This is a genomic window from Sphaerimonospora sp. CA-214678, from assembly GCF_050942215.1.
In the GTDB taxonomy this organism is placed as follows: Bacteria; Actinomycetota; Actinomycetes; order Streptosporangiales; family Streptosporangiaceae; genus Sphaerimonospora.
Genome location: NZ_CP192056.1, coordinates 1,138,465 through 1,163,929 on the forward strand (window position 1 = coordinate 1,138,465; position 25,465 = coordinate 1,163,929).

The 25,465-nt window shown below is 71.6% G+C and carries 20 protein-coding genes; 8 read left to right on the forward strand and 12 right to left on the reverse strand.

Features of this window, described 5'->3' with window-relative positions; genetic code table 11:
* Positions 1-83: 83 nt before the first annotated feature.
* From ACQP1K_RS05410 to ACQP1K_RS05420, 3 genes are read left to right on the forward strand one after another with little or no spacing between them, the layout of a single operon-like run.
* Positions 84-3,284, forward strand: a complete 3,201-nt coding sequence (locus ACQP1K_RS05410; RefSeq protein WP_433499760.1) for a hypothetical protein — start codon at positions 84-86, stop codon at positions 3,282-3,284.
* A 9-nt stretch (positions 3,285-3,293) separates the two neighbouring features.
* On the forward strand, positions 3,294-3,974 hold the full coding sequence (locus ACQP1K_RS05415; RefSeq protein ID WP_433499761.1) for a hypothetical protein: 681 nt from the start codon (positions 3,294-3,296) through the stop codon (positions 3,972-3,974).
* Positions 3,971-4,954 (forward strand): hypothetical protein, encoded by a 984-nt coding sequence (locus ACQP1K_RS05420; RefSeq protein WP_433499762.1) that lies wholly within the window; start codon positions 3,971-3,973, stop codon positions 4,952-4,954. The genes ACQP1K_RS05415 and ACQP1K_RS05420 overlap by 4 nt, the downstream gene beginning before the upstream one ends.
* Positions 4,955-4,967: 13 nt before the next feature.
* On the opposite strand, the gene ACQP1K_RS05425 is transcribed toward ACQP1K_RS05420, so the two are convergent.
* From ACQP1K_RS05425 to ACQP1K_RS05445, 5 genes are all read right to left on the reverse strand, one after another.
* Positions 4,968-5,555: a methylated-DNA--[protein]-cysteine S-methyltransferase gene (locus ACQP1K_RS05425; RefSeq protein ID WP_433499763.1), complete on the reverse strand. Its 588-nt coding sequence runs from the start codon at positions 5,553-5,555 to the stop codon at positions 4,968-4,970.
* Between the two features lie 196 nt (positions 5,556-5,751).
* Positions 5,752-7,287, reverse strand: a complete 1,536-nt coding sequence (locus tag ACQP1K_RS05430; RefSeq protein WP_433499764.1) for an Ada metal-binding domain-containing protein — start codon at positions 7,285-7,287, stop codon at positions 5,752-5,754.
* Between the two features lie 136 nt (positions 7,288-7,423).
* On the reverse strand, positions 7,424-8,362 hold the full coding sequence (locus ACQP1K_RS05435; protein ID WP_433499765.1) for an NYN domain-containing protein: 939 nt from the start codon (positions 8,360-8,362) through the stop codon (positions 7,424-7,426).
* A 133-nt stretch (positions 8,363-8,495) separates the two neighbouring features.
* Positions 8,496-8,786: an acyl-CoA carboxylase subunit epsilon gene (locus tag ACQP1K_RS05440; protein WP_433499766.1), complete on the reverse strand. Its 291-nt coding sequence runs from the start codon at positions 8,784-8,786 to the stop codon at positions 8,496-8,498.
* Entirely contained in the window at positions 8,783-10,372 is a 1,590-nt protein-coding gene (locus tag ACQP1K_RS05445) for an acyl-CoA carboxylase subunit beta (RefSeq protein WP_433499767.1), read from the reverse strand. The genes ACQP1K_RS05440 and ACQP1K_RS05445 overlap by 4 nt, the downstream gene beginning before the upstream one ends.
* A gap of 259 nt (positions 10,373-10,631) precedes the next feature.
* Here ACQP1K_RS05445 and ACQP1K_RS05450 point away from each other — a divergent pair, with 259 nt between their 5' ends.
* The 3 genes from ACQP1K_RS05450 (at position 10,632) to ACQP1K_RS05460 (ending at position 15,834) form a co-directional block, all read left to right on the forward strand.
* On the forward strand, positions 10,632-11,414 hold the full coding sequence (locus ACQP1K_RS05450; RefSeq protein WP_433499768.1) for an ABC transporter ATP-binding protein: 783 nt from the start codon (positions 10,632-10,634) through the stop codon (positions 11,412-11,414).
* A 53-nt stretch (positions 11,415-11,467) separates the two neighbouring features.
* The gene (locus ACQP1K_RS05455; protein ID WP_433499769.1) at positions 11,468-13,039 is read left to right on the forward strand and encodes a hypothetical protein; all 1,572 of its coding nucleotides are present in this window, start codon (positions 11,468-11,470) and stop codon (positions 13,037-13,039) included.
* 104 nt (positions 13,040-13,143) lie between these two features.
* Entirely contained in the window at positions 13,144-15,834 is a 2,691-nt protein-coding gene (locus tag ACQP1K_RS05460; protein WP_433499770.1) for a phosphoenolpyruvate carboxylase, read from the forward strand.
* Positions 15,835-15,852: 18 nt separating this feature from the next.
* Here the strand turns inward: ACQP1K_RS05460 and fdhD are convergent, their stop codons facing one another.
* The 3 genes from fdhD to ACQP1K_RS05475 all read right to left on the reverse strand — a co-directional run bounded on the left by fdhD (position 15,853) and on the right by ACQP1K_RS05475 (position 19,243).
* A complete protein-coding gene (gene fdhD / locus ACQP1K_RS05465; protein WP_433499771.1) occupies positions 15,853-16,719 on the reverse strand; it encodes a formate dehydrogenase accessory sulfurtransferase FdhD in 867 nt (288 codons plus the stop codon).
* Between the two features lie 210 nt (positions 16,720-16,929).
* Entirely contained in the window at positions 16,930-18,000 is a 1,071-nt protein-coding gene (locus ACQP1K_RS05470; protein WP_433499772.1) for a glycosyltransferase family 9 protein, read from the reverse strand.
* Complete coding sequence (locus tag ACQP1K_RS05475) at positions 17,993-19,243, reverse strand: glycosyltransferase (RefSeq protein WP_433499773.1); 1,251 nt, start codon at positions 19,241-19,243, stop codon at positions 17,993-17,995. The genes ACQP1K_RS05470 and ACQP1K_RS05475 overlap by 8 nt, the downstream gene beginning before the upstream one ends.
* Before the next feature lie 111 nt (positions 19,244-19,354).
* On the opposite strand from ACQP1K_RS05475, the gene ACQP1K_RS05480 reads away from it, so the two are divergent.
* Positions 19,355-20,182 carry a biotin--[acetyl-CoA-carboxylase] ligase gene (locus ACQP1K_RS05480; RefSeq protein ID WP_433499774.1) on the forward strand — a complete coding sequence of 276 codons (828 nt, stop codon included), beginning with the start codon at positions 19,355-19,357 and terminating at the stop codon, positions 20,180-20,182.
* 3 nt (positions 20,183-20,185) lie between these two features.
* On the opposite strand, the gene ACQP1K_RS05485 is transcribed toward ACQP1K_RS05480, so the two are convergent.
* From ACQP1K_RS05485 to ACQP1K_RS05495, 3 genes are read right to left on the reverse strand one after another with little or no spacing between them, the layout of a single operon-like run.
* On the reverse strand, positions 20,186-21,838 hold the full coding sequence (locus ACQP1K_RS05485; RefSeq protein ID WP_433499775.1) for an ABC transporter permease: 1,653 nt from the start codon (positions 21,836-21,838) through the stop codon (positions 20,186-20,188).
* Entirely contained in the window at positions 21,835-22,761 is a 927-nt protein-coding gene (locus ACQP1K_RS05490; RefSeq protein WP_433499776.1) for an ATP-binding cassette domain-containing protein, read from the reverse strand. The genes ACQP1K_RS05485 and ACQP1K_RS05490 overlap by 4 nt, the downstream gene beginning before the upstream one ends.
* Positions 22,762-22,792: 31 nt before the next feature.
* On the reverse strand, positions 22,793-23,485 hold the full coding sequence (locus ACQP1K_RS05495; RefSeq protein WP_433499777.1) for a TetR/AcrR family transcriptional regulator: 693 nt from the start codon (positions 23,483-23,485) through the stop codon (positions 22,793-22,795).
* Positions 23,486-23,692: 207 nt separating this feature from the next.
* On the opposite strand from ACQP1K_RS05495, the gene ACQP1K_RS05500 reads away from it, so the two are divergent.
* Positions 23,693-24,205 carry a PH domain-containing protein gene (locus tag ACQP1K_RS05500; RefSeq protein ID WP_433499778.1) on the forward strand — a complete coding sequence of 171 codons (513 nt, stop codon included), beginning with the start codon at positions 23,693-23,695 and terminating at the stop codon, positions 24,203-24,205.
* Between the two features lie 28 nt (positions 24,206-24,233).
* Here the strand turns inward: ACQP1K_RS05500 and ACQP1K_RS05505 are convergent, their stop codons facing one another.
* Positions 24,234-25,454, reverse strand: a complete 1,221-nt coding sequence (locus tag ACQP1K_RS05505; protein WP_433499779.1) for an RNA-guided endonuclease InsQ/TnpB family protein — start codon at positions 25,452-25,454, stop codon at positions 24,234-24,236.
* Positions 25,455-25,465: the final 11 nt, after the last annotated feature.

The following is a 25,465-nucleotide window of genomic DNA, read 5'->3' on the forward strand; positions in this document are numbered from 1 at the left end:
AGAAGTCCACACCCCCCGGTTCCCGCGAGCCCCTGCGCCGCTGGCCGGACTCCGCCGGACGGCGACCGCGTGGCCGCGGAGCCGTGAGCACCGGTTCCACGGGCAGCGGATCCGCCGCGAGCGCCGGGGCCGAGGATCCGGTCGGGGCCTCCATCCCATCGCGGCCCGCCGACTATCGGCCCTTCGGCCAGACACGGCACGCGGCCGAGGCGCGGCGGGACCGCCGGCCGGTCCGCGTCCGGCGCGGGCGGAGGTCCCGCGACGTCGTCGCGGGGCTCGGGGCGCTGCTGGCCCTCATCGGGCTGGTCGCAGGGGTGCCGTACGCGCTGATCAGGCTGGCCGGCCCGCCCCTGTCGCCGGAACTGCTGAACCTCGACCTGCTCACCAGCCGGGTCGGGCCGGAGACGATCGTCTCGATCCTGGTCCTGCTGGTGTGGCTCGCCTGGCTCCAGCTCTTCCTGTGCGTGATCGTCGAGGTGTACGCCGGGCTGCGCAGTGTCGGCATGCCCGCCCGGGTTCCCCTGTCCGGCGGCACCCAGGCACTCGCCAACCGGCTGGTCTCCGCGGCGCTGCTGCTGTTCACGGCGACGGCTGTGGCCGTGCCGATCGCCCGGGCGGCCGCACCGGCGGTGCCGGTCCAGTCCCAGGTGACGACGCTCGCCGCACCGGTCGCCGCCGAAGTGGAGCAGCCGCTCCTGCGTGCCAGGGAGGTCAAGAAGGTCTACGTCGTGCAGCCGCCGCACGGGCGCCATCACGAGAGCCTGTGGGAGATCGCCGAGAAGTGCCTGGGCGAGGGGCGCCGCTATCCCGAGATCTACCGGCTGAACAAGCACAAGGAGCAGCCCGACGGCAGCCGCCTGCACATCGCCGATCTCATCCGGCCGGGTTGGGTGCTCGACATGCCGGACGATGCCAGGAATGTCCACATCGTCCCCGTCGACGACGATCGGCCGGAGATCCTCAAGGAGCACCGGGACGCGCCGGCGGAACTCGACGGGCGTACCGAGTATGTGAAACCCGGTGTCACGCACACGGAGCCCCGCGTTACCGAGGCCGACACCACCAGCCCGGACACCGCCGAGGCCGACACCACCGGGCCCCGGCTCGACAGGGCGGAACCTCGCCGGGAACCGCCCGCCACTCCGCCGCCCGCCACCGCCGAGCCCACGATCACGGCTCAGCCCACGGCCACGGCACCGCCCGCCACCGCCGAGCCCACGATCACGGCTCAGCCCACGGCCATGGCTCAGCCCACGGCTCAGCCGACGGCCACGGCTCAGCCGACCGCGAAACCGGCCGGAGAACCGCCGGTGATCCGGTCGTCCGACGGGCGAGACGAAACCCTCACGGGCCGGGACGAGGCCGCCGGGCTGGAGCTGCTCGACTACCTGGCCGCCGCGACGCTGGCCGGCGCGGGGCTGCTCGCCGTGCTCGGCCGCAGACGCAGGGAGCAGCTGTGGCGGCGGGCGTTCGGATGGCGGATCGCTCCGCCGCGGGGGGATGCGGCCGAAGCCGAGGTGGCGATCCGGCTCGGCGCCGACGCACCGGGCGGCAGGACCCTCGATCTGGGCCTGCGACTGCTCGGCGGGCTCCTGGCCGAGCGCGGTGCCCATCCGCCCACGATCTACGCGGCCCACCTCAGCGATCGGGGCCTCGACCTGTGGATTCATCCCGCCGACGAGAACGCACCGCAGCCGTGGGAGTCGTGCGACGGGGGGCAGGTGTGGCGGCTGCCGGCGCACGAGGGACGGCGGCTCGACGAGCACGCGCTGACAGGCCTCCCCGCCCCCTATCCGGGCCTGGTCTCGCTGGGCGTCGGTCAGGACGGCGGCAGGGTGCTCGTCGATCTGGAGGCCGCACGCGGGCTGATCGGCATGACCGGTGCGAACACGGTCGCGGCCCTGTCAGCGCTGGCCGTCGAGCTGGCGACCAACCGGTGGTCCGACGACATGCGGATCACGCTCGTCGGCTTCGGTGAGGAGCTCACCGCGCTCGCCCCGGAGCGGATCAGGACGGCGGGGAGCCTGGCCGAGGTCCTGCCCGAGCTGGAGCATCGCGCCGCGGAGACGGGCCCGCCCGATGGGCCGCCGGGCGGCGAAGTCCTGACCGGCCGGATCCACGGCCGGGTCGCCGATCCGTCCTGGACCCCGCACTACCTGCTGTCGGCCATCGAACCCGACGAGGAAGAGGCGCGACGCCTCGCCCTGCTCGGCAAGGGCGCCCGGACGGCGAACGGCTTCGTGCTGGCGGGCGAGGTGCCGCACGCGACCTGGACCTGGGAGATCACCGAGACCGGCCGGGCCCGGCTGGACGCGCTCGGCTTCGATGTCGGCGCCCACCTGCTGCCGCGCAGGCACTACGACGCGGTGATCGACCTGTTCCGTACGGCACAGAACGCCGAGGGCGAGCCGCTCACGATCAGCGGCGGCACGGCGGCCACCGAGCGGCTGCCCGACGGGCCGCCCGAGATCGAGGTACGGATCCTCGGCACGATCGAGATCACCTCCGTCGATCCGCTGGAGGAGGGCCGGGCCGCCCTGGCCCACGAGATGGTCGTCTATCTGGCCACCCATCCGGAGGGGGTCCACCCGGTCGTGCTCGGGGGCGTCCTGTGGCCGCGTGGAGTGCAGAAGGCGGTACGCGACGCGACCATCGCCCGCGTGGCGGAGTGGCTGGGCAGCGACTCGCGCGGCCGGCCGCGTCTCTTCCTCGACGACTCAGGACGGCTGCGGCTCGGCCCCGGGATCCGTACCGACTGGCGGCTGTTCCAGGATCTGGTCCGCCGGGCGGTGGCCGGCGGCGACGCCGCGTCGCAGGGCGAGACCGAGGCCGTACGGCTCCGCGAGGCCGAGGCCGAGCTGCTGGACCGGGCGCTGCGGCTGGTGCGCGGGCCGCTGCTGAGCGGCAGGCCGGGCAAGCGGTACGCCTGGCTCGCGGCCGATCTGCTCGAATACGACGTGACGGCGTGGGTGGCCGACGCGGCACACGCGCTGTGCGAGATCCGGTTGGGGCAGGGCGATCCGGACGCGGCGATGGCGGCGGCCCGCACGGGCCTGCTGCTGGCCGCCGACGACGAGGGGCTCTGGCGTGACCTGCTGCGGGCGGCGCACGCCACGGGTGATCTCAGCAGGTTGCGCGCGGTCGTCGACGGCCTGAGCCGGCGGGCCGCCTCCCATCCGTACGGCGGCGGGATGGCCCCGGAGACCGAGGCACTGATCGACGAGCTGCTGCCCAGCTGGCGCCGCGCCCCCGCCCAGGACCTCACGACCTCTCGCCTCGCCTGAGGAGTCCGTATGTCGACGAAGAAGGCCAGACGCGTTCTCGCCGTCCTGGCGGGGTGCGCGCTGCTGGCGTCGGCTGCCGCCTGCGGCAAGGCCGAGGCGGAGGGCGGGTTCACCCCTCGCGGGGCCGCCCGGTCGTCCCCGGAGGCGGGGGAGCAGGCCGCCGAGACGGCGACGCCGTCCTCGCCGGCGGCCGGGACCGCCGAGGCGGCGGACGCCGGACCCGAGATCGAGATCGACTGGCCGGAGGGACTCGACTCGAAGCGCGAAGCCCTGTTCAAGGCCTTCACCGACGACTACATCGCCCAGTGGCGGGCCATCGCCACCCACGGCGAAGACCTCTCCTACACCGAGGGCGTCGTGGACGAGGCGAAGCGGAGTGCGGTCAAGTGGGTGCACTCGTACGTCGATCAGAAGATGTCGGCGAAAGGTGTGATCAAGCTCTACGCGCTGCGCGTGATCGCCGAAGTCGGGAAGGGGGTCCATGTCGCCGCCTGCCTGGACCAGTCCGGTCTGCGGCTCACCGACTGGCGGGGCAGCCCACTGTCCGAGCAGCCCGACTGGCTCGAACCGCCGAAGTCGACCTTCCTCTACTCCGCAGCGTTACGGCATGAGGACGACGGCCGCTGGATCGTCGTCCTGTACCGCTTCGCCGAATATCCCCACGAATACGCGAAGGAGTGCGCCCGGTGAACACGACGGCGCTGCTGACCGCCGTACTGATCACCTCGCTGACCGGAAGCGTGCTCACCGCCCGGGCGGCCGATGACCCCGATCCGCGTACGGTCAATCGGCAGCAGACGCAGGCGGAGGGCTTCCAGCGGGGCCGTACGGCAGGGGTGACGCTGAAGAACTCCTCCATCACCCTGTCCGGCAACGGGCTCGGCGGCAAGAGCGACGGTTATCGGATGCCCCGCCCCTGCTGGCGGGAGCCCATGATGACGGCCGAGGAGATGCACCGCCGCAAGGTCACCGAGCGGAGACAGGACAGCTCCCTGCCGCCCGGTGAGCGGGGCGCCTCGGACGAGGAGGTGCAGGATGCCGCCGGCAAGCTCAACGAGAAGGGCATGTGGTGGGGCCCCGCCGCCAACTGGGGCGACCCGGCGGCCGAGGCGTGCTACGCGGGGTTGGCCGAGCCGGTCTGGGTGCCGGAGGGGACCACGCCGCCCGGGGGGATCACGTTCGAGCAGCTCCTGCAGCTCGCCCGGGCGGCGCTCACCGTGCCGGAACCCAAGGTCAAGCTCAGCCCCGATGCCCAGAGCTACGTCAACCTGGAGACCTGGGTCTGGCTGGAGGGGGCGCAGGCGGCGCCCCGGTCGGTGACGGCCACGCTCCCGGGCGTCATGTCCGCGACGGTGACGGCGACCCCGCAGGGCCTGGAGATCAAGTCGGGTACGACCGACGACCGGGCGACGATCGCCGGGGATTGCGGCGCGACCGGGCATCCGTACGAGAAGGGCGGCGAGTTCAGGTGCGGCGTGCGCTATCTGCGGGCGTCGATCGACCAGGCGCGCAAGGTCTACACGCTCACGGTCACCGCGGTCTGGAACGTCACGGGAGGCGGCACGGGCGGCGACGCGGCAGCGCTCACGTATGCCCCGATCCGGGTGTCGGCCTCCCGGGACGTCCCGGTGAACGAGATCCAGACCATAGTCAGCGGACGCGACGGGTGAGCCGGACGTCCCTTCATACGGAATGCGTCAGGCTTTCCGCGGGTGCCGGGGATGTGGTCGCCAGGGACGCGGGTGCCGGGGACGCGGGTGCCGGGGACGCGGCTGCCGGGGACTCGTGGGCGAGCAGCCATTCTTTGACGCGGGTGCCGTAGTAGTAGCCGCCGTAGCCGCCTGACGACGGCAGCACCCGGTGGCAGGGCACGAACGGGGCGATGAGGTTCTGCGCGCAGGCCGACCCTGCGGCCCGCGCCGCCGTCTTCGGCAGCCCCGCCCTCTCCGCGAGCAGGCCGTACGACACGGTCGTCCCGGCGGGTACGGCGCGCAGCGCCTCGTACAGCCGCTGCCGGGTGGGCGTGCCGGGCTGCTCGACCGGGATCCGGTCGAGCGCGTCGAGCCTCCCGTCGAGATAGTCCCGTACGGCCTGGGCCGCGTCGGCGAGGTCGCCCTCCGCCATGGTGAGAGCCCGCAGCGTCGGCGGGAGCCGTGCGAACATCTCGCGGGGGTCGGCGGTGAAGCCCGCTGCGATGAGGACCTCGTCGCGGGCGAGCAGCGAGAGCGGACCCATCGGGGTGGGCACGACCTGAGTGATGATCATCGTCATGATGGCCGTTTCCTCCATATTCGAAACCAGTGCCCCTCCCGCCAGGGTCGAGGCATCGGCCGGTGTCGGCGACACCGGCGAAGTGCAAGATCACTGATTGTGTTGTCGCGGTTCAGCGAGGGGTGCTGCGAGTTTCTGCAAGATCACGACGGGGAGGTGTGCAGGTCAGAGCGCATCCCTGCGAGATTTCGCAAGATCACGGCGGGGGTGGGGTGGGGGCGGACCAGAGGTGGAGGGCGGCATAGGCCCGCCAGGGACGCCAGTGCTCGGCCTCCTCCGCCGGGATGCCCAGCCTGGCCATGGTCTTGCGCAGCATGAGGTCTCCCGCCGGCCAGGCGTCCGGGTCGCGCAGCGAGCGAAGGGCGATGTAGCCCGCCGTCCACGGTCCGATGCCGGGGATCCGCAGCAGCAGGGTCACGGCCTCCGCGGGGTCCTGGGCGCCGTCGAGATCGATCTCCCCGGCGGCGACGGCCTCGGCCAGTGCGCGCAACGTCGCGATGCGACGGGTGGTGAGCCCCAGCCCGGTCAGGTCGGCCCCGGCCAGCCGCTCGGCCGAGGGGAAGAGCACGGATCCGGCCGGCCGGCCGTCCGAGGTCCCGGCCCGTACGGCGATGCGGCCCAGGATCGTGCGGGCACCGGCCACCGAGATCTGCTGGCCGACGACGGCACGCACCGCCGGCTCGAACCCGTCGAACGCGCCCGGCACCCGCAGCCCCGGGCGCTGGGCGATCAGCGGGCCCAGCGCCGTCGGGCCGAGGACGGCGGCGACCGCCTCCGGGTCGGCGTCCAGGTCGAGCAGTCTCCGGCAGCGTGACACGATCTTGGCGAGTCGCCGCATGTCATCGGCGTGCACGATCAGCTTGACGTGATCCGCCGCGGGCGCCAGCGTGAGCGACCCGCCGGGGATCGCCCGGGAGTAGCTCGCCACCTCGGCCGGTGGCGTCCCGTTCGCCGCTGTCTCCTGGCCGGACCAGGTGACGCTCTCCAGGCCGGGGATCGCGCGGGCGGCGAGGAAGCGCAGCATGGACCGCGCGTCGTACGGCATGCGGTGACCGAGCCGGAGGGTCAGCCCCGTGGCCGTGGAGGCCGCCGAGCGCGGCTGCTCGTCCGGGGCCGGCACGGCGTGTCCTCGCCGGGCGGCGGTGACGGCGGCGCCGGTCCCGATCCGGCCTTTTCTGAGCTCGCCGGGGGCGAAGCCGTACGACTCCTTCATCGCGGCGTTGAACTGCCGGACGCTGCCGAATCCGGCGGCGAACGCCACATCGGTGATGGACAGGGAGGTTTCGGTGAGGAGCTGTTTGGCGAGCAGCAGCCGCCTGGTCCGGGCGACGGCGAGCGGCCCGGTCCCGATCTCGGTGACGAACAGCCGGTGCAGATGCCGCTCGGTCACGTGCAGCCGCCGGGCCAGACCGGCGACACCCTGGTCGTCGGCCACGCCGTCGTCGATCAGGCGGAGCGCCCGCCCCACCAGGTCGGCGCGTACGTTCCACCTGGGGTCACCCGGGCTCAGCTCAGGGCGGCAGCGCCGGCACGGCCGGAAGCCGGCCGCCTCCGCCGCGGCGGCGTGCCGGAAGAACCGCACGTTCTGGCGTGCCGGAGTGCGGGCGGGACAGACCGGACGGCAGTAGATGCCCGTCGAGGTGACAGCCGTGTAGAAGCGCCCGTCGAACCGGGCGTCGCGTGCGGACACCGCCAGGTAGCACGTGTCGAAGTCGAGCCGTCGTGTGGTCACGCATTCGACGTTATGCGCAGACCACAGGCCCGGACTGGCGGAAATCGGACCACAGCGTGCCCGTGCCGTACGCCTACCGTGCTCAGCGCCATGCCGCCGCCCCCCATCGACGGAACCGCTCCCGCACCTGCCGGCGTCACTTGCTCGATATGCCCACCCCGAGATCGAACTCCCGATAGACCCTGGCCCAGAAGCCGTCACGCAGCCAGACCCGTGCCTCCGGATAGGGCCGCAGCGAGTGGCCCAGCTCCTTCTCCGCCTCGATCAGCAGCTCGGTGTCGATGACCGTGGGCAGGATGGGGCCGGGCAGCAGATCTCGGATGTTGTCGCGGCCCCGGGTGAGGATCCACTTCTGCGCGACGTGCTCGCCCACCTCCTCCACCCGTGGACGCCCAGGACCGAGCTTGGCGACCTGGCCGACCGGCGCCTTCGGCATGGGTTTGACCGTGCGGCCCGCGAACACCTGGGCGGGCGACGGCGTGGGCGGCACCGGAACGGGAACGGGCGCGCGAGTGAAATAGGGACGCAGAAACTCGGCGCTCAAGATCTCAACGGTGTCGGACTCCCACACGAGCCGCTCGGCCTGGTTCGTGCCGAAGGGCGGCTCGACCCCCCAAAGATGGATGCGCACACCGTACGCCTGGGCGGCCTCGACGGCCGGGACCATGTCCTCATCCCCGGCGATCAACACGGCGTCGCTGACCGCGTGGTGCCGGGCCAGCGCCTCCAGGTCGCTGCGGATCTGCGCGTCCACACCCTTCTGCTGGCCCCTGGCGTTCAGGTTGCCGAGCCGCACCTTCACCCAGGGAAGCTGTGCGATCACCCGCTGGTCCACGGTGGGCACACGATCACGAGCTGCGTCATACCAGTAGATTCGGAGCAACTCACCGCCGGGGATGCGCTCAAGTGCGTGCTTCTGGAGCGCCTGAATCAACTCGTCCGCGGCGATGCGGTACTCCTTGCGCTCCTTCGCGCCTAACAGAACTTCGCCGGCAGCCGCGTACAGGTAACCGACATCAACAAGAACGGCATACTTTGCGGCAATGCCATGTGTGCTGAAGTCCGGGATGGCCATGGTGTCCTCCAGGACTCGTCACTAGATGATCGGGCTGACTATCATTCCCCCACTTTCTAGATAGTCCCAACTCTTGGGCCGGTTGACACCCCGTTCCGCCGATGTAATCGCACCCCGCTCGCGCCGGAGCCGTCTAGACGCCGGGGAAGAAGGCCCGCCGCCAGGCGCCGGGCCCATGCGGCAGCGGCCCTCTCGTCCGGTATGCCGATTTACGCCAGTTTCCGGATTCCCGTACGGCGCCCGCCGCGGGCCGGGATTCCGGCAGCGCGGTGAGCACGGCCACGAGCGCGGCGACCTCCTCGGGGGTCGCCGCGCCGCGCACGATCTTCACGATCGGCTCTTCCGCCGTCGCCTTCGAAGCCGCCGTCGTTTCTGGGGCCATGGCCACCTCCGGTGTCGTGGTCGCGTCGGGACCGCCGGTCACAGCGGGATGTTCCCGTGCTTCTTCGGGGGCAGCGCGGCCCGCTTGTGCCGGAGCGCGCGCAGCGCGCGGATGATCTGGACCCGGGTCTCCGAGGGCCGGATGACCGCGTCCACATAGCCGCGCTCGGCGGCGAGGTAGGGGTTGGCCAGCCTCTCCTCGTACTCCGTGATGAACCGGCCGCGTGCGGCCTCCGCGTCGTCGGCCTCGGCGAGTTCCCGCCGGTAGAGGATGTTGACCGCGCCCTGGGCGCCCATCACGGCGATCTGGGCCGTCGGCCAGGCCAGGTTGATGTCGGCGCCGAGGTGCTTGGAGCCCATGACGTCATAGGCTCCGCCGTACGCCTTCCGGGTGATGACGGTCACCAGGGGCACGGTGGCCTCGGCGTAGGCGAACAGGAGCTTGGCCCCCCGGCGGATGATGCCGTTCCACTCCTGGTCGGTGCCCGGGAGGAAGCCCGGCACGTCGACGAACGTCAGCACCGGAACGTTGAAGGCATCACACGTGCGGACGAATCGGGCGGCCTTCTCCGAGGCGGCGATGTCGAGCGTGCCGGCGAAGCTCATCGGCTGGTTGGCCACCACGCCGACAGAGCGGCCCTCGACCCGGCCGAAGCCGACCACGATGTTCGGTGCGAAGCCCGCGTGGACCTCCAGGAACTCCCCGTCGTCCAGCACGTGCTCGATGACCTGGTGCATGTCGTACGGCTGGTTGGCCGAGTCGGGGATGAGCGTGTCGAGTTCGCTGTCGGTATCGGTGGTCTCCAGCGGCGCGTCCACCTCGAAGACCGGCGCCTCGTCCATGTTGTTGGACGGCAGGTAGGACAGCAGCGCCCGGGCGAACTCCAGGCAGTCCTCCTCGTCGGTCGCCTCGTAGTGCGCCACGCCGGACTTCGAGCCATGGGTGCGCGCGCCGCCCAGCTCCTCGAACGTCACCTCCTCACCGGTGACGGTCTTGATGACGTCCGGCCCGGTGATGAACATGTGCGACTTCTCCTGAACCATCAGGACGAAGTCGGTCAGTGCGGGGGAGTACACGGCGCCGCCGGCGCACGGTCCCATGATCATCGAGATCTGCGGGATCACCCCGGAGGCGTGCACGTTGCGCTTGAAGATCTCCGCATAGAGGCCCAGGGAGACCACGCCCTCCTGGATGCGCGCGCCGCCGGAGTCGTTGATGCCGACGACCGGGCAGCCGGTCTTCAGCGCGTGGTCCATGACCTTGACGATCTTCTCGCCGAAGACCTCGCCGAGCGAGCCGCCGAAGACCGTGAAGTCCTGCGCGAACACCGCGACCGGGCGGCCGTCCACCGTGCCGTGCCCGGTCACGACGCCGTCGCCGTACGGCCGCTCGCGATCGAGCCCGAAGCTCGTGGAACGGTGTCTGGCGAGCTCGTCGAACTCGACGAACGAGCCCTCGTCGAGGAAGGCCAGCAGCCGCTCCCTGGCCGTCATCTTGCCCTTGGCGTGCTGCCTCTCCACCGCTCGCCGGGAGCCGGCGTGGGCCGCCTCGTGCTTGCGCCGCTCCAGGTCGGCGATCTTGCCGGCGGTCGTGTGGATGTCGATCTCGTGGGGGGTCTCGGCGCTCATCGGCCGATCACCCTTCCCCGTGTTCCGCTTCGTACGACGGGCCGGGTTCGCTCCGCACTCATGTCGGACAGGTTAACCAGGCGCTCACCGTGGTCAGCGCCGGGGTGGCCCCGGGCGACCTCGGCCGGGCCCGGGGAAACGGCCGGGAGGAGACCCTACGGAACCCCGGCTCGGCCGCCGTTCGTTGCCAGGGCGGCAGGACCGCGGGACGGCGGTATGTCAGGACGTCACGATGAGGAAATCTGGCAGGGTGGGGCGCATGACGGAAGCGGTGCGGACACAGGGACTGTTCAAGCGGTTCGGGCAGCAGGTCGCGGTGGCCGGGATCGACCTGGTCGTGCCGAAGGGCAGCTTCGCCGGCCTCGTCGGTCCGAACGGCGCGGGCAAGACCACGACGCTCAGTATGATCACCGGCCTGCTGCGCCCCGACGGCGGCCTCATCGAGGTCGACGGCCACAACGTCTGGGCCGATCCCGTCAGCGTCAAGTCGCGCATCGGCGTGCTGCCCGAGGGGCTCCGGCTGTTCGAGCGGCTCTCCGGCCGGGAGCTGCTGCTCTACAGCGGTCAGCTGCGGGGCATCCCGGTCGACGAGGTCGGCAGGCGTGCCGACGAGCTCTTACGGGTCATGGATCTCGTCGAATCGCAGGACAAGCTGGTGGTCGACTACTCGACCGGCATGCGGAAGAAGATCGGCCTGGCCGCCGCGCTGCTGCACAATCCGGGTGTGCTGTTCCTCGACGAGCCGTTCGAGGGGGTGGACCCGGTGTCGTCGAACACCCTGACCGAGGTGCTGCGCAGGTTCACCGCCTCGGGTTCGACCGTGGTCTTCTCCAGTCATGTGATGGACCTGGTCGAGCGGCTCTGCGACTGGGTGTCGGTGATGGATCGCGGCCGGATCGTGGCCCAGGGCCCGCTCGACGACGTACGCGGCGAGCGCACGCTCAACGAGGCGTTCCTCGATCTCGTCGGCGCCCGCGGCAACGGTGACGACGGCCTGTCCTGGCTCGGCTCGGCCGCCACGGGAACCGGAGGCGCGACGTGACGCCGGATTCGACGTCCGTGACGTCCGCGACGTCCATGACGCCCGCGACCGCGATGGGTACGCGCGCGACGGCGGCGCTGTTCGTACGGCTCAAGCTGCGCCTGATCCGCGGCAACCTGAGGGGAGACGTCGCCAAGCAGCTCGGCTTCGTCTTCTCCTGCCTCGCCGCCGGCGTCGTCGCCGTCCTGGGGTTCGTGCTGTTCGCGCTGCTCCGGCTGGCGCCGGCCGACGTCGCCCAGGATGTCGGCATCGTGATGTTCACGCTGGTCGCGCTGTCCTGGATCTTCGTACCGCTGATGGCCTTCGGCCTGGACGAGACCCTCGACCCGGCCCGGCTGACGCTCTTCCCGCTGACGACCCGGCAGTTCGCCGTCGGCATGTTCGCCGCCTCGGCGACCGGTCCCTGGCCGGTCGCTTCGCTGGTCATGCTGGGCGGAGGCGTCGTGGCGATGGCCTCGGGCCCCGGCGGGGTGCTGATCGGCCTGCCCGCCGTGCTGCTGCAGTTCGCCTTCTGCCTGGTGCTCTCCCGCGCCGTCACGACCGCGCTGTCCGGCGCGCTGCGCAGCCGCCGTGGCCGTGACGTGCTCGCGGTCGGCGTCGTCTTCTTCCTCGTCCTCACCCAGATCCCCAGCCTGATCCTCAACCGGGGGCTCCCGGGAGACCCGCTGGAGCTGCTCGCGGCCACGGCGGGGGTGCTGCGCTGGTCGCCGCCCGGACTGGCAGCGCACGCGATCGCCGACGGCGGGCTCGTCGGCGTGGCTGAGATCGCCGTGCTCGCACTGGCCGTCGTGGCGCTCGCCTGGCTGTGGATCGTGGCCCTGCGCCGGGCCCTCGTCACGTCCGACTCCTCCAACCGGGGCGGCGGTGCGGTACGGCGCTCGCGGGTGGCCGCCTTCCTGCCGGGCGGCATGCTCGGCGCGGTCGTCGCCAAGGAGCTCAAGTACGCCAGAAGGGAGCCGCGCGGGCGGGTCAACTGGTTCACGGCCGTGGTGGTGAGCGGCATCCTGATGTTCTCCATGCGCGGCCAGAGCGACTACGACGGCCCGGCGCTCGTGATCGGGCCCATCTGCCTGGCCGCGATCATGATGGGTTTCCAGGCGGCCAACGCGTTCGGCATCGACGGACGGTCGCTGTGGATGAACGCCGTGGCCTTCGCCACGGAACGCGACGTGCGGACGGACCTCGCCGGCCGGCATCTCGCCCACGCGGTCATCGCGGTGCCGCTGCTGACGGTGCTGTCCGTTGTCGCGGCCGTGACGGCGGGCGACCCGGGGCTCGTGGTCGCCACCACGGCCACGGCCTGGGGCCTGCTGGGCGTCGCACTCGGCGTGGGCGCCGTGGTCAGCGTGCTCATCCCGTACACCTATCCCGAGCGCCTCAACGCCTTCACCGGGGCGGCGCCGGGGCAGGGCGGGCAGGCGTTCGCCGCCACCCTCGCCGCGATGACCGGCACCTGCGTCGTGGGGCTGCCCGTCATCGTGCCGCCCCTGTTCGGGTTCACCGCCTGGGCCGCCGTGGCCGTGCCGTACGGCCTGGCGGTGGCCTGGGGAGGGCGCCGTCTGGCCGCCTCGATCGGCTATCGGCGCATCCCCGACATCCTCGCCGCGGTCTCGAGGCCCGTGTGAGCCGAAGCACGTAACCGCAGGTGAGCGGGGGTTTCCGTGGTGGTCTAGTCCATTTATTGAGACCGGTCTCCGGGCATCGAAACGGGTTCGCTAGCCTTCCGAACATGGCCGCCAACGCTTCCTCAGACCGAGACGGTGTTCCAGTCGAACGGCACATTCCGGCGGAACGCAACAACGCCGCAGCGGAGCTGCCCGAGGAGATGCGTGCTGACGTGCGCCTCCTGGGTGGCCTGCTGGGCCAAGTGATCGCCGAGCACGGCGGTCCTGATCTGCTGGCAGATGTGGAACGGCTGCGCAAAGCCGTGATCGCAGCCCGGCGCGGCGAGGCGACGGCCGACGAGGTCGCCGCCATGGTCGCCGAATGGCCGGTCGAGCGGGCGGTCCAGATCGCGCGGGCGTTCACCTGCTACTTCCACCTCGCCAACCTGGCCGAGGAGCACTACCGCATCCGCATCCTGCGGCAGCGCGACCGCGACGACGTGCCGGTGCGCGAGTCGCTGGCCGAGGCCGTGCAGCGGCTGCGCGACGACGAACGGCTCCCCGAGCTGATCGAGGGGCTGGAGTTCCGCCCCGTGCTGACCGCGCATCCGACCGAGGCGCGACGGCGGGCGATCGTCACCGCTATCCAGCGGATCAGCTCCCGGCTCGACGTGTTCAACACCCCGGGCCGGGGCGCGGCGGAGCGGGAGGAGGCCCGCCGCCGGCTCCTCGAGGAGATCGACCTGCTGTGGCGCACCGCCCAGCTCAGATCGACCAAGCTCGACCCGCTCGACGAGGTGCGTACGGCGATGGCCGCCTTCGACGAGACGCTCTTCCGCACGGTGCCGCTGATCTACCGCTCGTTCGACTCGGCGCTCGACACCGGGACCGGCACGCGCGCACCGCTGTCGCGCCCGTTCATCCGCTTCGGCAGCTGGATCGGCGGCGACCGCGACGGCAATCCCAACGTCACCGCCAGGGTGACCCGTGAAGCCATGCAGATCCAGGCCGAGCACATCCTGATCGCGCTGGAGAACGCCACCACCAGGATCGGCCGCACGCTCACGGTCGCGGCCGGCTACACGCCGCCGTCGGCCGCGCTGCGCGACGCGCTGGCCCGGGCGGAGGAGCATCACCCCGACCTCGTGTCGGAGATGGCGAAGCGCTCCCCGCAGGAGCCGCACCGGCAGTGGCTGCTGTTCATCGCGGCACGGGTGGTCGCGACCCGGCGCCGCGACCTCGACCTCGCCTACCGCTCACCCGACGAGCTGCTCGCCGACCTGCGCCTCGCGCAGGATTCCCTGCGCGAGGCGGGTGCCGTACGGCAGGCCTACGGCGAGCTGCAGCACCTGATCTGGCAGGTGGAGACCTTCGGGTTCCACCTCGCCGAGCTGGAGGTGCGCCAGCACTCCAAGGTCCACGCGGAGACGCTGAAGGAGATCGCCTCCGGCGCGACGTCGGAGCGCACCGAGGAGGTCCTGGCCACGATCCGGGTGATCGGCTGGATCCAGGAGCGGTTCGGGGTGCGTGCCTGCTCCCGGTACGTCGTCTCGTTCACCCGTTCCGCCGACGACATCGCGGCCGTCTACGAGCTGGCCGCGCACGCGATGGGCGACCGTACGCCGGTGCTCGACGTGGTGCCGCTGTTCGAGTCCGGTGAGGACCTGGACAACGCCACGGAGGTGCTCGACGGCATGCTCAGGCTGGAGCCGGTCCGGCGGCGGCTCGCCGACAACGGACGGCGCCTCGAGGTCATGCTCGGATACTCCGACTCGGCCAAGGAGCTCGGGCCCGCCGCCGCCACCCTGCGCCTGTACGACGCGCAGGCGGCGCTGGCCGCCTGGGCCGTGGCCAACGACGTCCGGCTGACGCTCTTCCACGGCCGGGGCGGCGCGCTCGGCCGGGGCGGCGGCCCGGCCAACCGGGCCGTGCTGGCCCAGGCGCCGGGGTCGGTCGCGGGCCGGTTCAAGGTCACCGAGCAGGGCGAGGTCATCTTCGCCCGCTACGGCCACTCGGCGATCGCCCGCCGCCACATAGAGCAGGTGAGCAACGCGGTGCTGCTGGCCTCGAACAGGGCCGTCGAGTCGAACACGGCCGCGGCGGCCGCCAGGTTCCGCGGTCTGGCCGAGCAGGTCGCCGGCGCGTCGGAGCGCGCCTACAGATCGCTGACCGAGGCGCCGGGCTTCCCCGAGTGGTTCGCCCTGGTCAGTCCGCTGGAGGAGATCGGCTCGCTGCGGATCGGGTCGCGGCCCGCCCGGCGTGGTCTGGGCGCCCCGCGCTCGCTCGACGACCTGCGGGCGATCCCGTGGGTGTTCTCCTGGGCCCAGACCCGGGTCAACCTGCCCGGATGGTACGGCCTGGGCAGCGGTCTCGCGGCCGTGGAGTCCCGCGGCGGCCTGGACGAGCCGCGGGCGGCCTACCGGGAGTGGCCGCTGTTCGCCGCGATGCTCGACAACGCCGAGATGTCGCTGGCCAAGACCGACCGGGCGATCGCCTCGCGATATCTCGCCCTCGGCGGCCGGGACGACTTCGCCGAGCAGGTCCTCGCGGAGTACGACCTCACGCGGCGGCTGGTGCTGGAGGTGACCGGGCACAGCATGCTGCTGGAGAACCGGCGGGTCCTGTCGCGGGCCGTGCAGCTGCGCGACCCCTACGTGGACGCGCTCAGCCACCTTCAGCTGCGTGCCCTCTCGGCCCTGCGGGCCGACCGCGGCAACGCCGGCGACGGGTTGCCGGAGGAGGAACGCGAGCGCCTGTCCACGCTCCTCCTGCTGAGTGTGAACGGCGTCGCCGCCGGTCTTCAGAACACCGGCTGACCCCGGCCCGGGGTGAGGTCAGGCGTCGTCTCCGGTCGTGATCCGCTCGGCCCCCGAGTAGATGTTGAAGCGCTCCTCGCGGAGGAATCCGACGAGGGTCACGCCGAACTCGCGGGCCACGTTCACGGCCAGGGACGACGGGGCCGACACGGCGCAGACGATCTGGACGCCGGCGGTCACCGCCTTCTGCATGATCTCGTAGCTCGCCCGCCCGCTGACCAGCAGGATGTGCCGGTCGAACGGCAGTCGTCCGGCCAGCAGCGCCGAGCCGACCAGCTTGTCGACCGCGTTGTGCCGCCCCACGTCCTCGCGTGTGCCGACAGGCGTGCCGTCGGGGGTGAACAGTCCGGCCGCGTGCAGCCCGCCGGTCCGGCCGAACCCGCTCTGAGCCTTGCGCAGCAGGTGCGGCAGGCCGTACAGGATCCGCGGCGCGACGGTGAGAGCAGGCGCGGCGGGCGCGGGCCCGGTCATAGGCGCTGGGCAGCGGTCGCGTAACGCCGCCAGCGTCGCGGTGCCGCAGACCCCGCACGCGCTCGATGTCAGGAAATGTCGCTCAAGGGTGGTGATGTCGGGCAGGACGGGCAGGCTGAGCCGTACGGTCACCGTGTTGTAGCGCTCTTCCGGCGCCAGATCCTCATCCGTGCAGTAGCCGATGGCGGCGATGTCCCCAGGCCCGATCACGCCCTCGCCGTAAAGGAAGCCGGCCGCCAGTTCGAAGTCGGCGCCCGGAGTCCGCATGGTGATCGCGACCGTACGGCTCTCGCCACCGGCCAGCAGCCGGATCTCCAGCGGCTCCTCGGTCGCCAGATCGTCACGCCGATCTCGTACGGCCGAACCGGACACCTGGCGGACCCTGATCCGGGTGACCGCCCCCGGACGGTGCACCGGCCGTTCTCCACCATCGCCGCACATGCGTTCCTCCAGACCCGGGTGCTCTGAGCCGCAGACCTTCGCCCAGCAGCCTGCCATGTGCGCTGAGCACACGCGGGAGCACCCTCCCCACCCTTCCCGTACGGCACCGCCGGCGACGTGACCGTGACCGGCATCAGGTGTCCGTCCACGGAAGCCGAGGGGCCGGCCTTCTCCGCCGCGCGGTCAGCGGCGGACAGTGGTCAGCCGGGTCACGGCATCGGCCACGGACCACGCGGGAATGTCCGCCATGCAGGCGGGCCGGCCTCCGGGAGTGAGCGGACATCGGGCGGTCCACCAGCACGGCTGCTCGGTGATGGCGGTGGGCAGCCGATGCGGGCAGTCCGGCAGCCCCTGCAGGTCGACGCCGCCGCCGATGCCGTACCGGAGGGCCGATGTCGGGCCGAACAGCCCCACCGTGGTGGCGCCTGCCGCCGCTGCGAGCCGTACCGGGCCGGTGTCGCCGCCCACCACGACGCCGCCCAGGCCGGCGACGGCGGCGAAGCAGGCGGCGAGGTCCCGCAGCCCCACGGCGGGCAGCAGCACGAAGGGCGGCCCCCCAATCGGCCCCACGCCGAGCGGCCCCCTACCCGAGGGCTCCACGTCGGGTGGCCCCGCACCGGGCGGCTCGCCGACGACGAGCACGGGATGTCCGCGTTCCGCGAGCATCCCCGCGAGCTCGGTCCAGTACGGCCAGTGCTTGACGGCCATCCCGCCGCCGGTGACGAGCACCGCCGGAGGCCGGTGAGCGGCAGCGGGCAGACATCCGCCGAGCAGCCGGCGGCCCCTGGCCAGCTCGGTCGTGTTCAGGTGCACCCGCGGCCGGGCCAGGTCACCGGGGTCGTCGTGGCCGAGCAGGCCCTCGGCTTGCAGGATGCGCAGGTAGCGCAGCCCGACCGGCTCGCCGGGCGGCGGCCGCCGCCACAGATCGGTGACGCAGCGGGCGCCGGAGGCGGCGAGCAGGCCGGGAATGCCGTCGTAGCGGGTGGTCGTGACGGCGAGGTCGGGACGGCGCTCGGCAAGCACCCGTGCCACCGCCTCCCGCTCGGCGCCGGGACGTCCATGCGCCGGAGTGTGAACCTCGGTCACGGATGGATCGCCGCGGACGAGATCGGCACCGGGATCATGGGTGAGCACGCGCAGCGACGCGCCGGGATTGCGGCGGGCCAGGGCGTGCACCACCGGGAGGATCATGATCAGGTCGCCGATGCCGCCGAGGAGGTCGACCACGAGGATGTCGGCGTACCGGTCAGGCATGCCGGCGTCCGTACGCCGAGCCGACCAGGCTGTCGTACAGCTCCCGATGGGCGGCGGCCACCCCGGACCACGAGTGCCCGGCGGACACCCGCCGCCCGGCCCCGGCGAGCCGCCGCCGCAGCGCCGCGTCGTCCAGCAGCCGCTCCAGCGCGCCGGCGATCGCCGCGGCGTCGCGCCTGGCCGGGATCACGGCGACGGCACCATCGAGAGCGGACGGACCGGGCTCGTCCGGGACGGTGATCGCGGTCGGCAGCCCGTGTGCCAGCATCGTGAGCAGCGCCCCGCTCTTGGCGGTGACGCCGCCGGTGAAGGGCAGCACGCCCACGTCGGCCGCGTGCAACGCCTCCGACACAGCGGCGGCGGGCAGATGGCCGGTGAAGGTCACCGCGTCCGCCACGCCCAGTCCCTCGGCGAGCGCCTCCAACTCGGCGCGGAAGGCGCCGGCCTCGGCCTCAGGCAGCGCCTGCGAGGTGAACCCGCCGATGACCAGCAGGCGCAGGCTCGGGCGTCCGGCACGCAGGCGTGCCACGGCCTCCAGCAGATATCGGATGCCCTTCACCGGATGCACGAAGCCGAAGAAGGCCAGCACCTCGCCGGTACGCTCCGGGCCGAGGCCGTCGGGCGCGGGGCCGCCGTGGTCGGCCACGTTGGGGGCCAGCGGCACCTCGATCGGACGGCCGCGCGTCCGCAGCCCGACCTGCCGGGCGTGTCCCCCGTTGGTGACCACGACCGCCCTGCTGGCCGGGACCAGCCGCCCGGTCTCCCGGTCCCACAGCCGGGCGCGTTCGAGCGGCCGCCACACCGCGTCCGGCACCCATGTGGGCGCCGCCCACCAGCCGTACTCGTGCAGCGTGGTGACGAGCGGCGCGTACGGCGGCAGCAGCGGCGGCAGCAGCCCGGGCAGCCCGGAGAACCGGTACGCCGACGGTGCGAACTGCACGTGGACCACGTCGGGCCGCAGCCGCCACACCTCGCGTGCCGCCCGCAGCGTGGCGGTGAGCCACCCGGCGGTCGAGCCGTCGCCGCGCACCGGTACCGATGCCGTCGCCACCCCGACATCGCCCAGCGCGTGCATCAGGCGTTCGACGTAGTCGCTGACCCCGTCCAGGTCCGCCGGCGCCGGGCCGTGGATCATCGCCACCCTGATCTGGTCTCCGCCCACCGCGCACAACCCCCGATCCCGCCATGCCGCCCCGGGTGACCCGTACGGCACCCCGCCTGCCCGCAGGGCGGAATACGACACATACGCAGGGTTTCTACCCGCGGGGCTCCGTTGTCTTCCCTGATCGGTGGCCGGGTGCGTGATGATCCGGGCCCACGCGCACGACGGGCGTGGGATCGATAACCTGAGCGGATGAGGGAATCGCGCTACGCCGATCTCGAGCGTCCACCGCTGTCGGAGCCGGCGCTGCGAAGAGCACTTGTCCGGCCCGGCTCGCTCTGGTCGGCCATCGACGTGGTCGAGCGAACCGGCTCCACCAACGCCGATCTGGCCCGGGCCGCGCGCGAAGGCGCACGCGAGGGCACGGTTCTGATCGCGGAGTCCCAGTTCGCCGGACGCGGCCGGCTCGGCAGGGCATGGGTGGCGCCGCCGCGCTCGGGCCTGTCCTTCTCGGTCCTGCTCCGGCCGGAGGGCGTGCCGCCCACGCTCCAGGGATGGCTTCCGCTGCTGATCGGGCTGGCCGCCGCCCATGCCGTACGGCGGATCGCCGAGCTCGACGTCCGGCTGAAGTGGCCCAACGACCTGCTGGCCGGTGAGCGCAAGTTCGCCGGCATCCTCGCCGAACGGGTGGACGGCTCGATCGTCGTCGGCATGGGCCTCAACGTCTCCATGCGACAGGAGGAACTGCCGGCGGACCGGGCGACCTCCCTCGCCGTGGAGGACGCCGCGTGCACCGACCGCGATCCGCTGATGCGGGCGATCCTCCGGGAGATCGAGTCACACTACCGGCCGTGGGTCGAGGCGGGCGGCGACGCGGACGCCTCCGGGCTGCGTGCGGCCTACCTCGCGTGGTCGGCGACGGTGGGGCAGGAGGTCAGGGTCGAACTGCCCGGCGAGCGCATGCTGATCGGCCAGGCCGTCGGCGTCGACCGGTTCGGTCACCTGCTCGTACGGGCTCAGGGCGAGGAGCACGCCCTGAGCGTCGGCGACGTCGTCCATGTCCGACCCATCCCCGGTTAGGGGTCATGTGGTGATGAGGTCGCGCCGGCGGAATCCGTACAGCCCGGCCGCGATGAGCCCGGCGGCGATCGCGGTGAGGATCAGCAGCGGAGTCCAGCTGAAGCTCTCGACCGGGATCCGCGGGATGTGGCCGAACGGCGACAGGTTGCTCATCCAGTCGGGGAACTGCAGGATCGTCCCGAAATATCCGACCACACCCGCGTACACCACGACCAGCCAGGCCAGGGCGCTCGCCCGGGGGAACCACCCCACCAGGGCGACCGCGAGGCCGGCCGTCACCCAGAGCGCCGGGATGTAGGCCGCGGCGGCCACCACGATCTCGCCGAAGAGGCCGCTCTCGTTCACGGTGGGCGCCCCGGTCGCGGCGAGCGCGAGGCCGGCGAGCAGGAGCATCGCCGGTCCGCCGACCAGCGCCACCGTCAGGTGACCGCCGAGCCAGCGGGTCCGGGAGAGCCCGGTCGCCAGCACCGGCTCCACCCGTCCGGAATTCTCCTCCGCCCGTGCCCGCAGCGTCGCGATCACCGCGTAGATCGCCGCGACGACCGCGAGCAGCATCATGATCATGGCGACGAACGAGTCCACGAACGTGGCCCCGCCGAGCCGGGCCAGCGCCTCCCTGAGCATGTCGACGTCCAGGAGCCTCGTCTCGATGTCACCGAGGAATGGTCCGTACGACATCCCGAGCACCAGCATGCCGATGGCGAAGCCGACCAGCATGCCCCGGTGCAGCCGGAGGGCGAACCCCAGCGGCGTGGTGAGCACGCGCGAGGCCCCCGACCTCCCCCGCCGGGTCGCCCGCAGCCCGGCCCCGAGGTCGCGGCGGACGCTGAGCGCGAACCCGATCGCGGCCGCCGCCGCTGCCGCCGCCAGGTTCAGCAGCAGCGGCCACCAGCGGTCGTCGAGGTAGGCGAAGGTCTGCTGGGCCCAGCCGATGGGTGAGGCCCACGACAGGCCGCTGCCCGCCGAGTCCCCGGCCGCCCGGACGAGGTAGGCCGCCCCGACGACGGCGAGTCCCAGGCCGGACGCGCCCCGGGAGTGCTCGGTGATCTGGACGGTCACCGCGGCGACCCCGGCGAAGGTGATGCCGGCCGCCGCGTGCGCCGCCCCGTAGAGCAGTGATCCGCCCCAGGTCACTCCGTCGATGCCGAGCGAACCAAGGCTCAGCGCGAGCAGGAGCGCGAGGGCGATGTTCACCGCGATGGTCAGGATCAGCGCGGCGGCGAGCTGGGCGTGCCGCCCCACCACGGCCGCCCGGACCAGCTCGGCCCGTCCGGTCTCCTCCTCGGTGCGCGTGTGCCGGGCCACCATGAGGACACTCATGATCCCGACCATGATCACCATGAAGCCCAGCATCTGGTGACCCAGCATCGAGCCGTAGTGGTAGTCGCTCAGGTAGTGCTCGGGCCCGGTGAAGGCGAGCCCGGCGGGACTGTTCATGGTGGCGGCCGCCGCCTGCCGATCGGCTGCGGTCGCGTAGAGCCGCGGGAAGGCGGCCGCGGGCCACAACGTACCGAGCGTCAGTGCGGCGAGCCACACCGGGATGCGGACGCGGTCGCGCCGCAGGCCGAACCGCAGCAGCACGCCCGTTCCCGCCAGGGTGCCCCCGCCCGTTCGTTCAGCGGTACGGCCGAGGGCCGGCGTGGCGGTCGCGGTCATTTCTTCACCCCCCGGTGGATTCCGTTGTTCTCGGCGGCGAGCTCGTCGCCGTAGTGCCGGAGCATGAGCTCCTCGAGTGTCGGCGGGTGGCTGGTGAGCGTGCGGATGCCGAACCCCGCGAGGTGTTTGATCGCGGCGTCGAGATGTGCGCCGTCCACCGAGAACCGCACGTGGCCGTCGCCGACCTCCGCGTCGTGCACGCCGGGCAGCCGCTCCAGGCCGGTCACCGGACCTGCGGTGTCGGCTTCGATGGTCGTGCGGGTGAGGTGCCGCATCTCGACCAGCGTCCCGGACTGCACGATCCTGCCCAGCCGGATGATGCTGATCCGGTCAGCGAGCTTCTCGACCTGGGCGAGGATGTGGCTGGACAGCAGGACCGTACGGCCCGCCGCCTTCACCTCCCCGATCACGTCCTGGAACACGACCTCCATCAGGGGGTCGAGCCCGGCCGTCGGCTCGTCGAGCAGCAGCAGTTCGGCGTCGGACGCGAGCGCGGCCACGATCGCGACCTTCTGCCGGTTGCCCTTGGAGTAGGTGCGGCCCTTCTTCGACGGGTCGAGGTCGAACCGCTCGATCAGTTCGTCGCGGCGCCGCCTGTCCAGCCCGCCGCGCAGCCTGCCGAGCAGGTCGATGGCCTCGCCTCCGGTGAGGTTGGGCCACAGCTCGACATCGCCGGGCACGTACGCCAGGCGCCGGTGCAGCGCCACCGCGTCGGCCCACGGATCACCGCCCAGCATGGTGACCGAGCCGGAGTCCGCCCGCAGGATGCCCAGCAGGACCCGGATGGTCGTGGACTTCCCCGCGCCGTTCGGGCCCAGGAAGCCGTGCACCTCTCCCGTGTTCACGGTGAGGTCGAGCCCGTCGAGAGCCCGCGTCGACCCGAAGGTCTTGACGAGTCCGGAGATGGCGATGGCAGTGGTCATGTCGTTTCCCGTGTGTGTCCCTGCTCGGTTGTCAATCGGTTCGCGGCTCGGATCGCTGCTGTTCGGCGGCCTTCATGAGGTCCCGCCACCTGTCGTAGAACTCCTCGGTGATGACGCCCCTGGAGAGGATGTCGGCGTTGACCCGCGCCCACTTGATCGCCGAATCCGCGGTGTCGTCGAGCAGGTCGATGTCGAGCAACCGCTTGACCTGCTCGTGCAGGACGAGTGCGCCCAGCTGCCACAGGATCAGGACGATCGCCTGTTCCCGGGGGTTCTCGGCGGGCTTGAGTATGCCGTTCTTGACCCCTTCCGCCTCGTAGACCAGCGAGTCCTCGATCATCTCGTCGATCAGTTCGTCCACATGGGGCGAACCGTCCGCGATCGTCCTCGCGAGGTATCTGATGATCGGCGTGCCCTCGTACGCCTCCCGGACCGCCTGGAACGGGTCGAGTCCCTTGCCGGCCGTCATCCCCTTCAGCTTCTGCTCCTTGATCACCGAAGCGATGTGTTCGTCGCAGGCGATCCGGAGCCCCTCCTTCGAGCCGAAGTGGTGGATGACGAGCGGTGGCGACACCCCCGCGTCCGCCGCGATGTCCTTCAGATTGGTCGCCGCCACGCCGTCGGCGGCGAAGCGTTCGATCGCGGCGTCTCGGATCCGCGCCCGCGCGGTGCGGTCGGGGTCGTCGGACGACCGCCTCCGCCCGGGCCGGGACTGCGCAGTCATATCAGTGCTTCCTGAATTCCACTCAGTATGCTGAACGCCATTCAGGCTAAATCGCGTTCAGTCACCTGTCAACGATTCGGCGTTCGCCTGCTCGACCGGCTCGTAGAGCGGTTCTCCCGGGGAGATCAGGGGGCCAGGGGAAGATCGGGCGGTGGTCGGGTGCCGGGGACGGTGCGAAGCCGGCGGGAACGTGTCACGATTTGCGCCATGGGTCTCCCAGATCATCACCTGACCGAGGGCGAGCGGATCATCCACGAGTTCCATCCGCATTGGAAGCGGCTGATCTTGCCGCTTCTCGCCTTCATCGTCGTCGTGGTCGCCGCCGGCGCGGCGATCTACTTCATCCCGAGTGACTACGGCTTCGCGATGTACGCCCGGATAGCGGTGGGCGTGGTGGCCTTCGTCGCGTTGACGCTGTGGTCGTTCATTCCGTTCCTGCGCTGGAAGACGACCTCGTACACGCTGACCTCGCACCGGCTCGCGATCAGCACCGGCATCCTGAACAAGTCCGACGAGGACATCCCGATGGCGAAGGTCAACAGCGTGAGCTCCGACCAGCGGTTCGTCGAGCGCCTCCTCGGCTGCGGCACGCTCCGCGTGGAGTCGGCCTCGGAGAAGGGCGAGATGAATCTCCGGGACATCCCGAAGATCCAGCTCGTCCGGCAGGAGCTGTTCCGGCTGGTGGAGGACGCCTCCGACGGGGAGATCGACGGAAATTGACGCGCTCCCCGGCCTGAAGGCCGGGGATTCAGCCCGTGCCACGCCATGCGGCACCTCTGAGGCTTCCTGCTTCCTCACGCTGTGCCGGGGCAGGCCCCGGTCTTACCCGCGCTCCACAGGCGTTGAGCCTGTCCACCCGTCCGGCGGCCAGGATGTTCTTCGCCGCGTTGACGTCCCGGTCGTGGACGGTGCCGCACTGCGGGCACTTCCACGACCGGACGTTCAGCGGCATGGTGTCGTCGATGTGGCCGCACCCCGGTGTGGAACACAGCTTTGAGGAGGGGAACCACCGGTCGATCCTGGCGAAATGGCGGCCATACCGGGCCGCCTTGTACTCCAGCATCCCGACGAACTGCGACCAGCCCGCATCATGCACGGACTTCGCCAGGCGGGTACGCCCGAGGCCGGACACGGCAAGGTTCTCCACGTACACCGCTTGGTTCTCACGGATGATCTGGGTGGAGAGCCTGTGTGCCCGGTCACGGCGCGCGTCGGCCACCCTGGCGTGCGCTTTGGCGACCTTGGCCCTGGCCTTGGCCCGGTTCGCGCTGCCCTTGGCTTTGCGGCTGAGATCCTGCTGTGCCTTACGCAGCCTGCGTTCGGCCCTGCGGAGAAAACGGGGGTTGTCCACCTTCCGACCGTCGGAGGTGACGGCGAAGTGGGACAGGCCCAGGTCGATCCCCACCTCGGTGGCCGACTCGGGCAGCGGCTCATCGCTGGTCTCGACGACGAACGAGGCGAAGTACCTGCCGGCCGCGTCCTTGACCACCGTCACCGACGAGGGTTCAGCGGGCAGCTCGCGGGACCAGCGGACCGGCACGTCACCGATCTTCGGCAGACGCAGCTTCCCACCCGCCGTGACGGCAAAGCGGGCGTTCTTCGTGAAGCGGATCGCCTGCCGGTTGTCCTTGCGGGACCGGAACCTCGGTGCAGCGGCCTTCGGCCCCTTCCGTTTCCCCGTCACGGAGGCGAAGAAGTTGCGGTACGCGGTGTTCAGATCGGCCAGCGCCTGCTGTAACACCACGGCGGACACCTCGCCCAGCCAGGCACGCTCCGGCGTCTTCTTCGCCTGCGTGATGACCCGGATGGACAGCTCCCCGTCCGAGATGTAGGGCAACCCGTTCTCACGCGCGTCCTGCCGTGCGCGCAGCCCGTCGTTGAACACCACCCGCGCACACCCGAACGCCCGAGCCAGCGACCCGCACTGACCAGGCGTCGGGTAGAGACGGAAGTTGTACCTGAGCTGCACACCGTGATCAT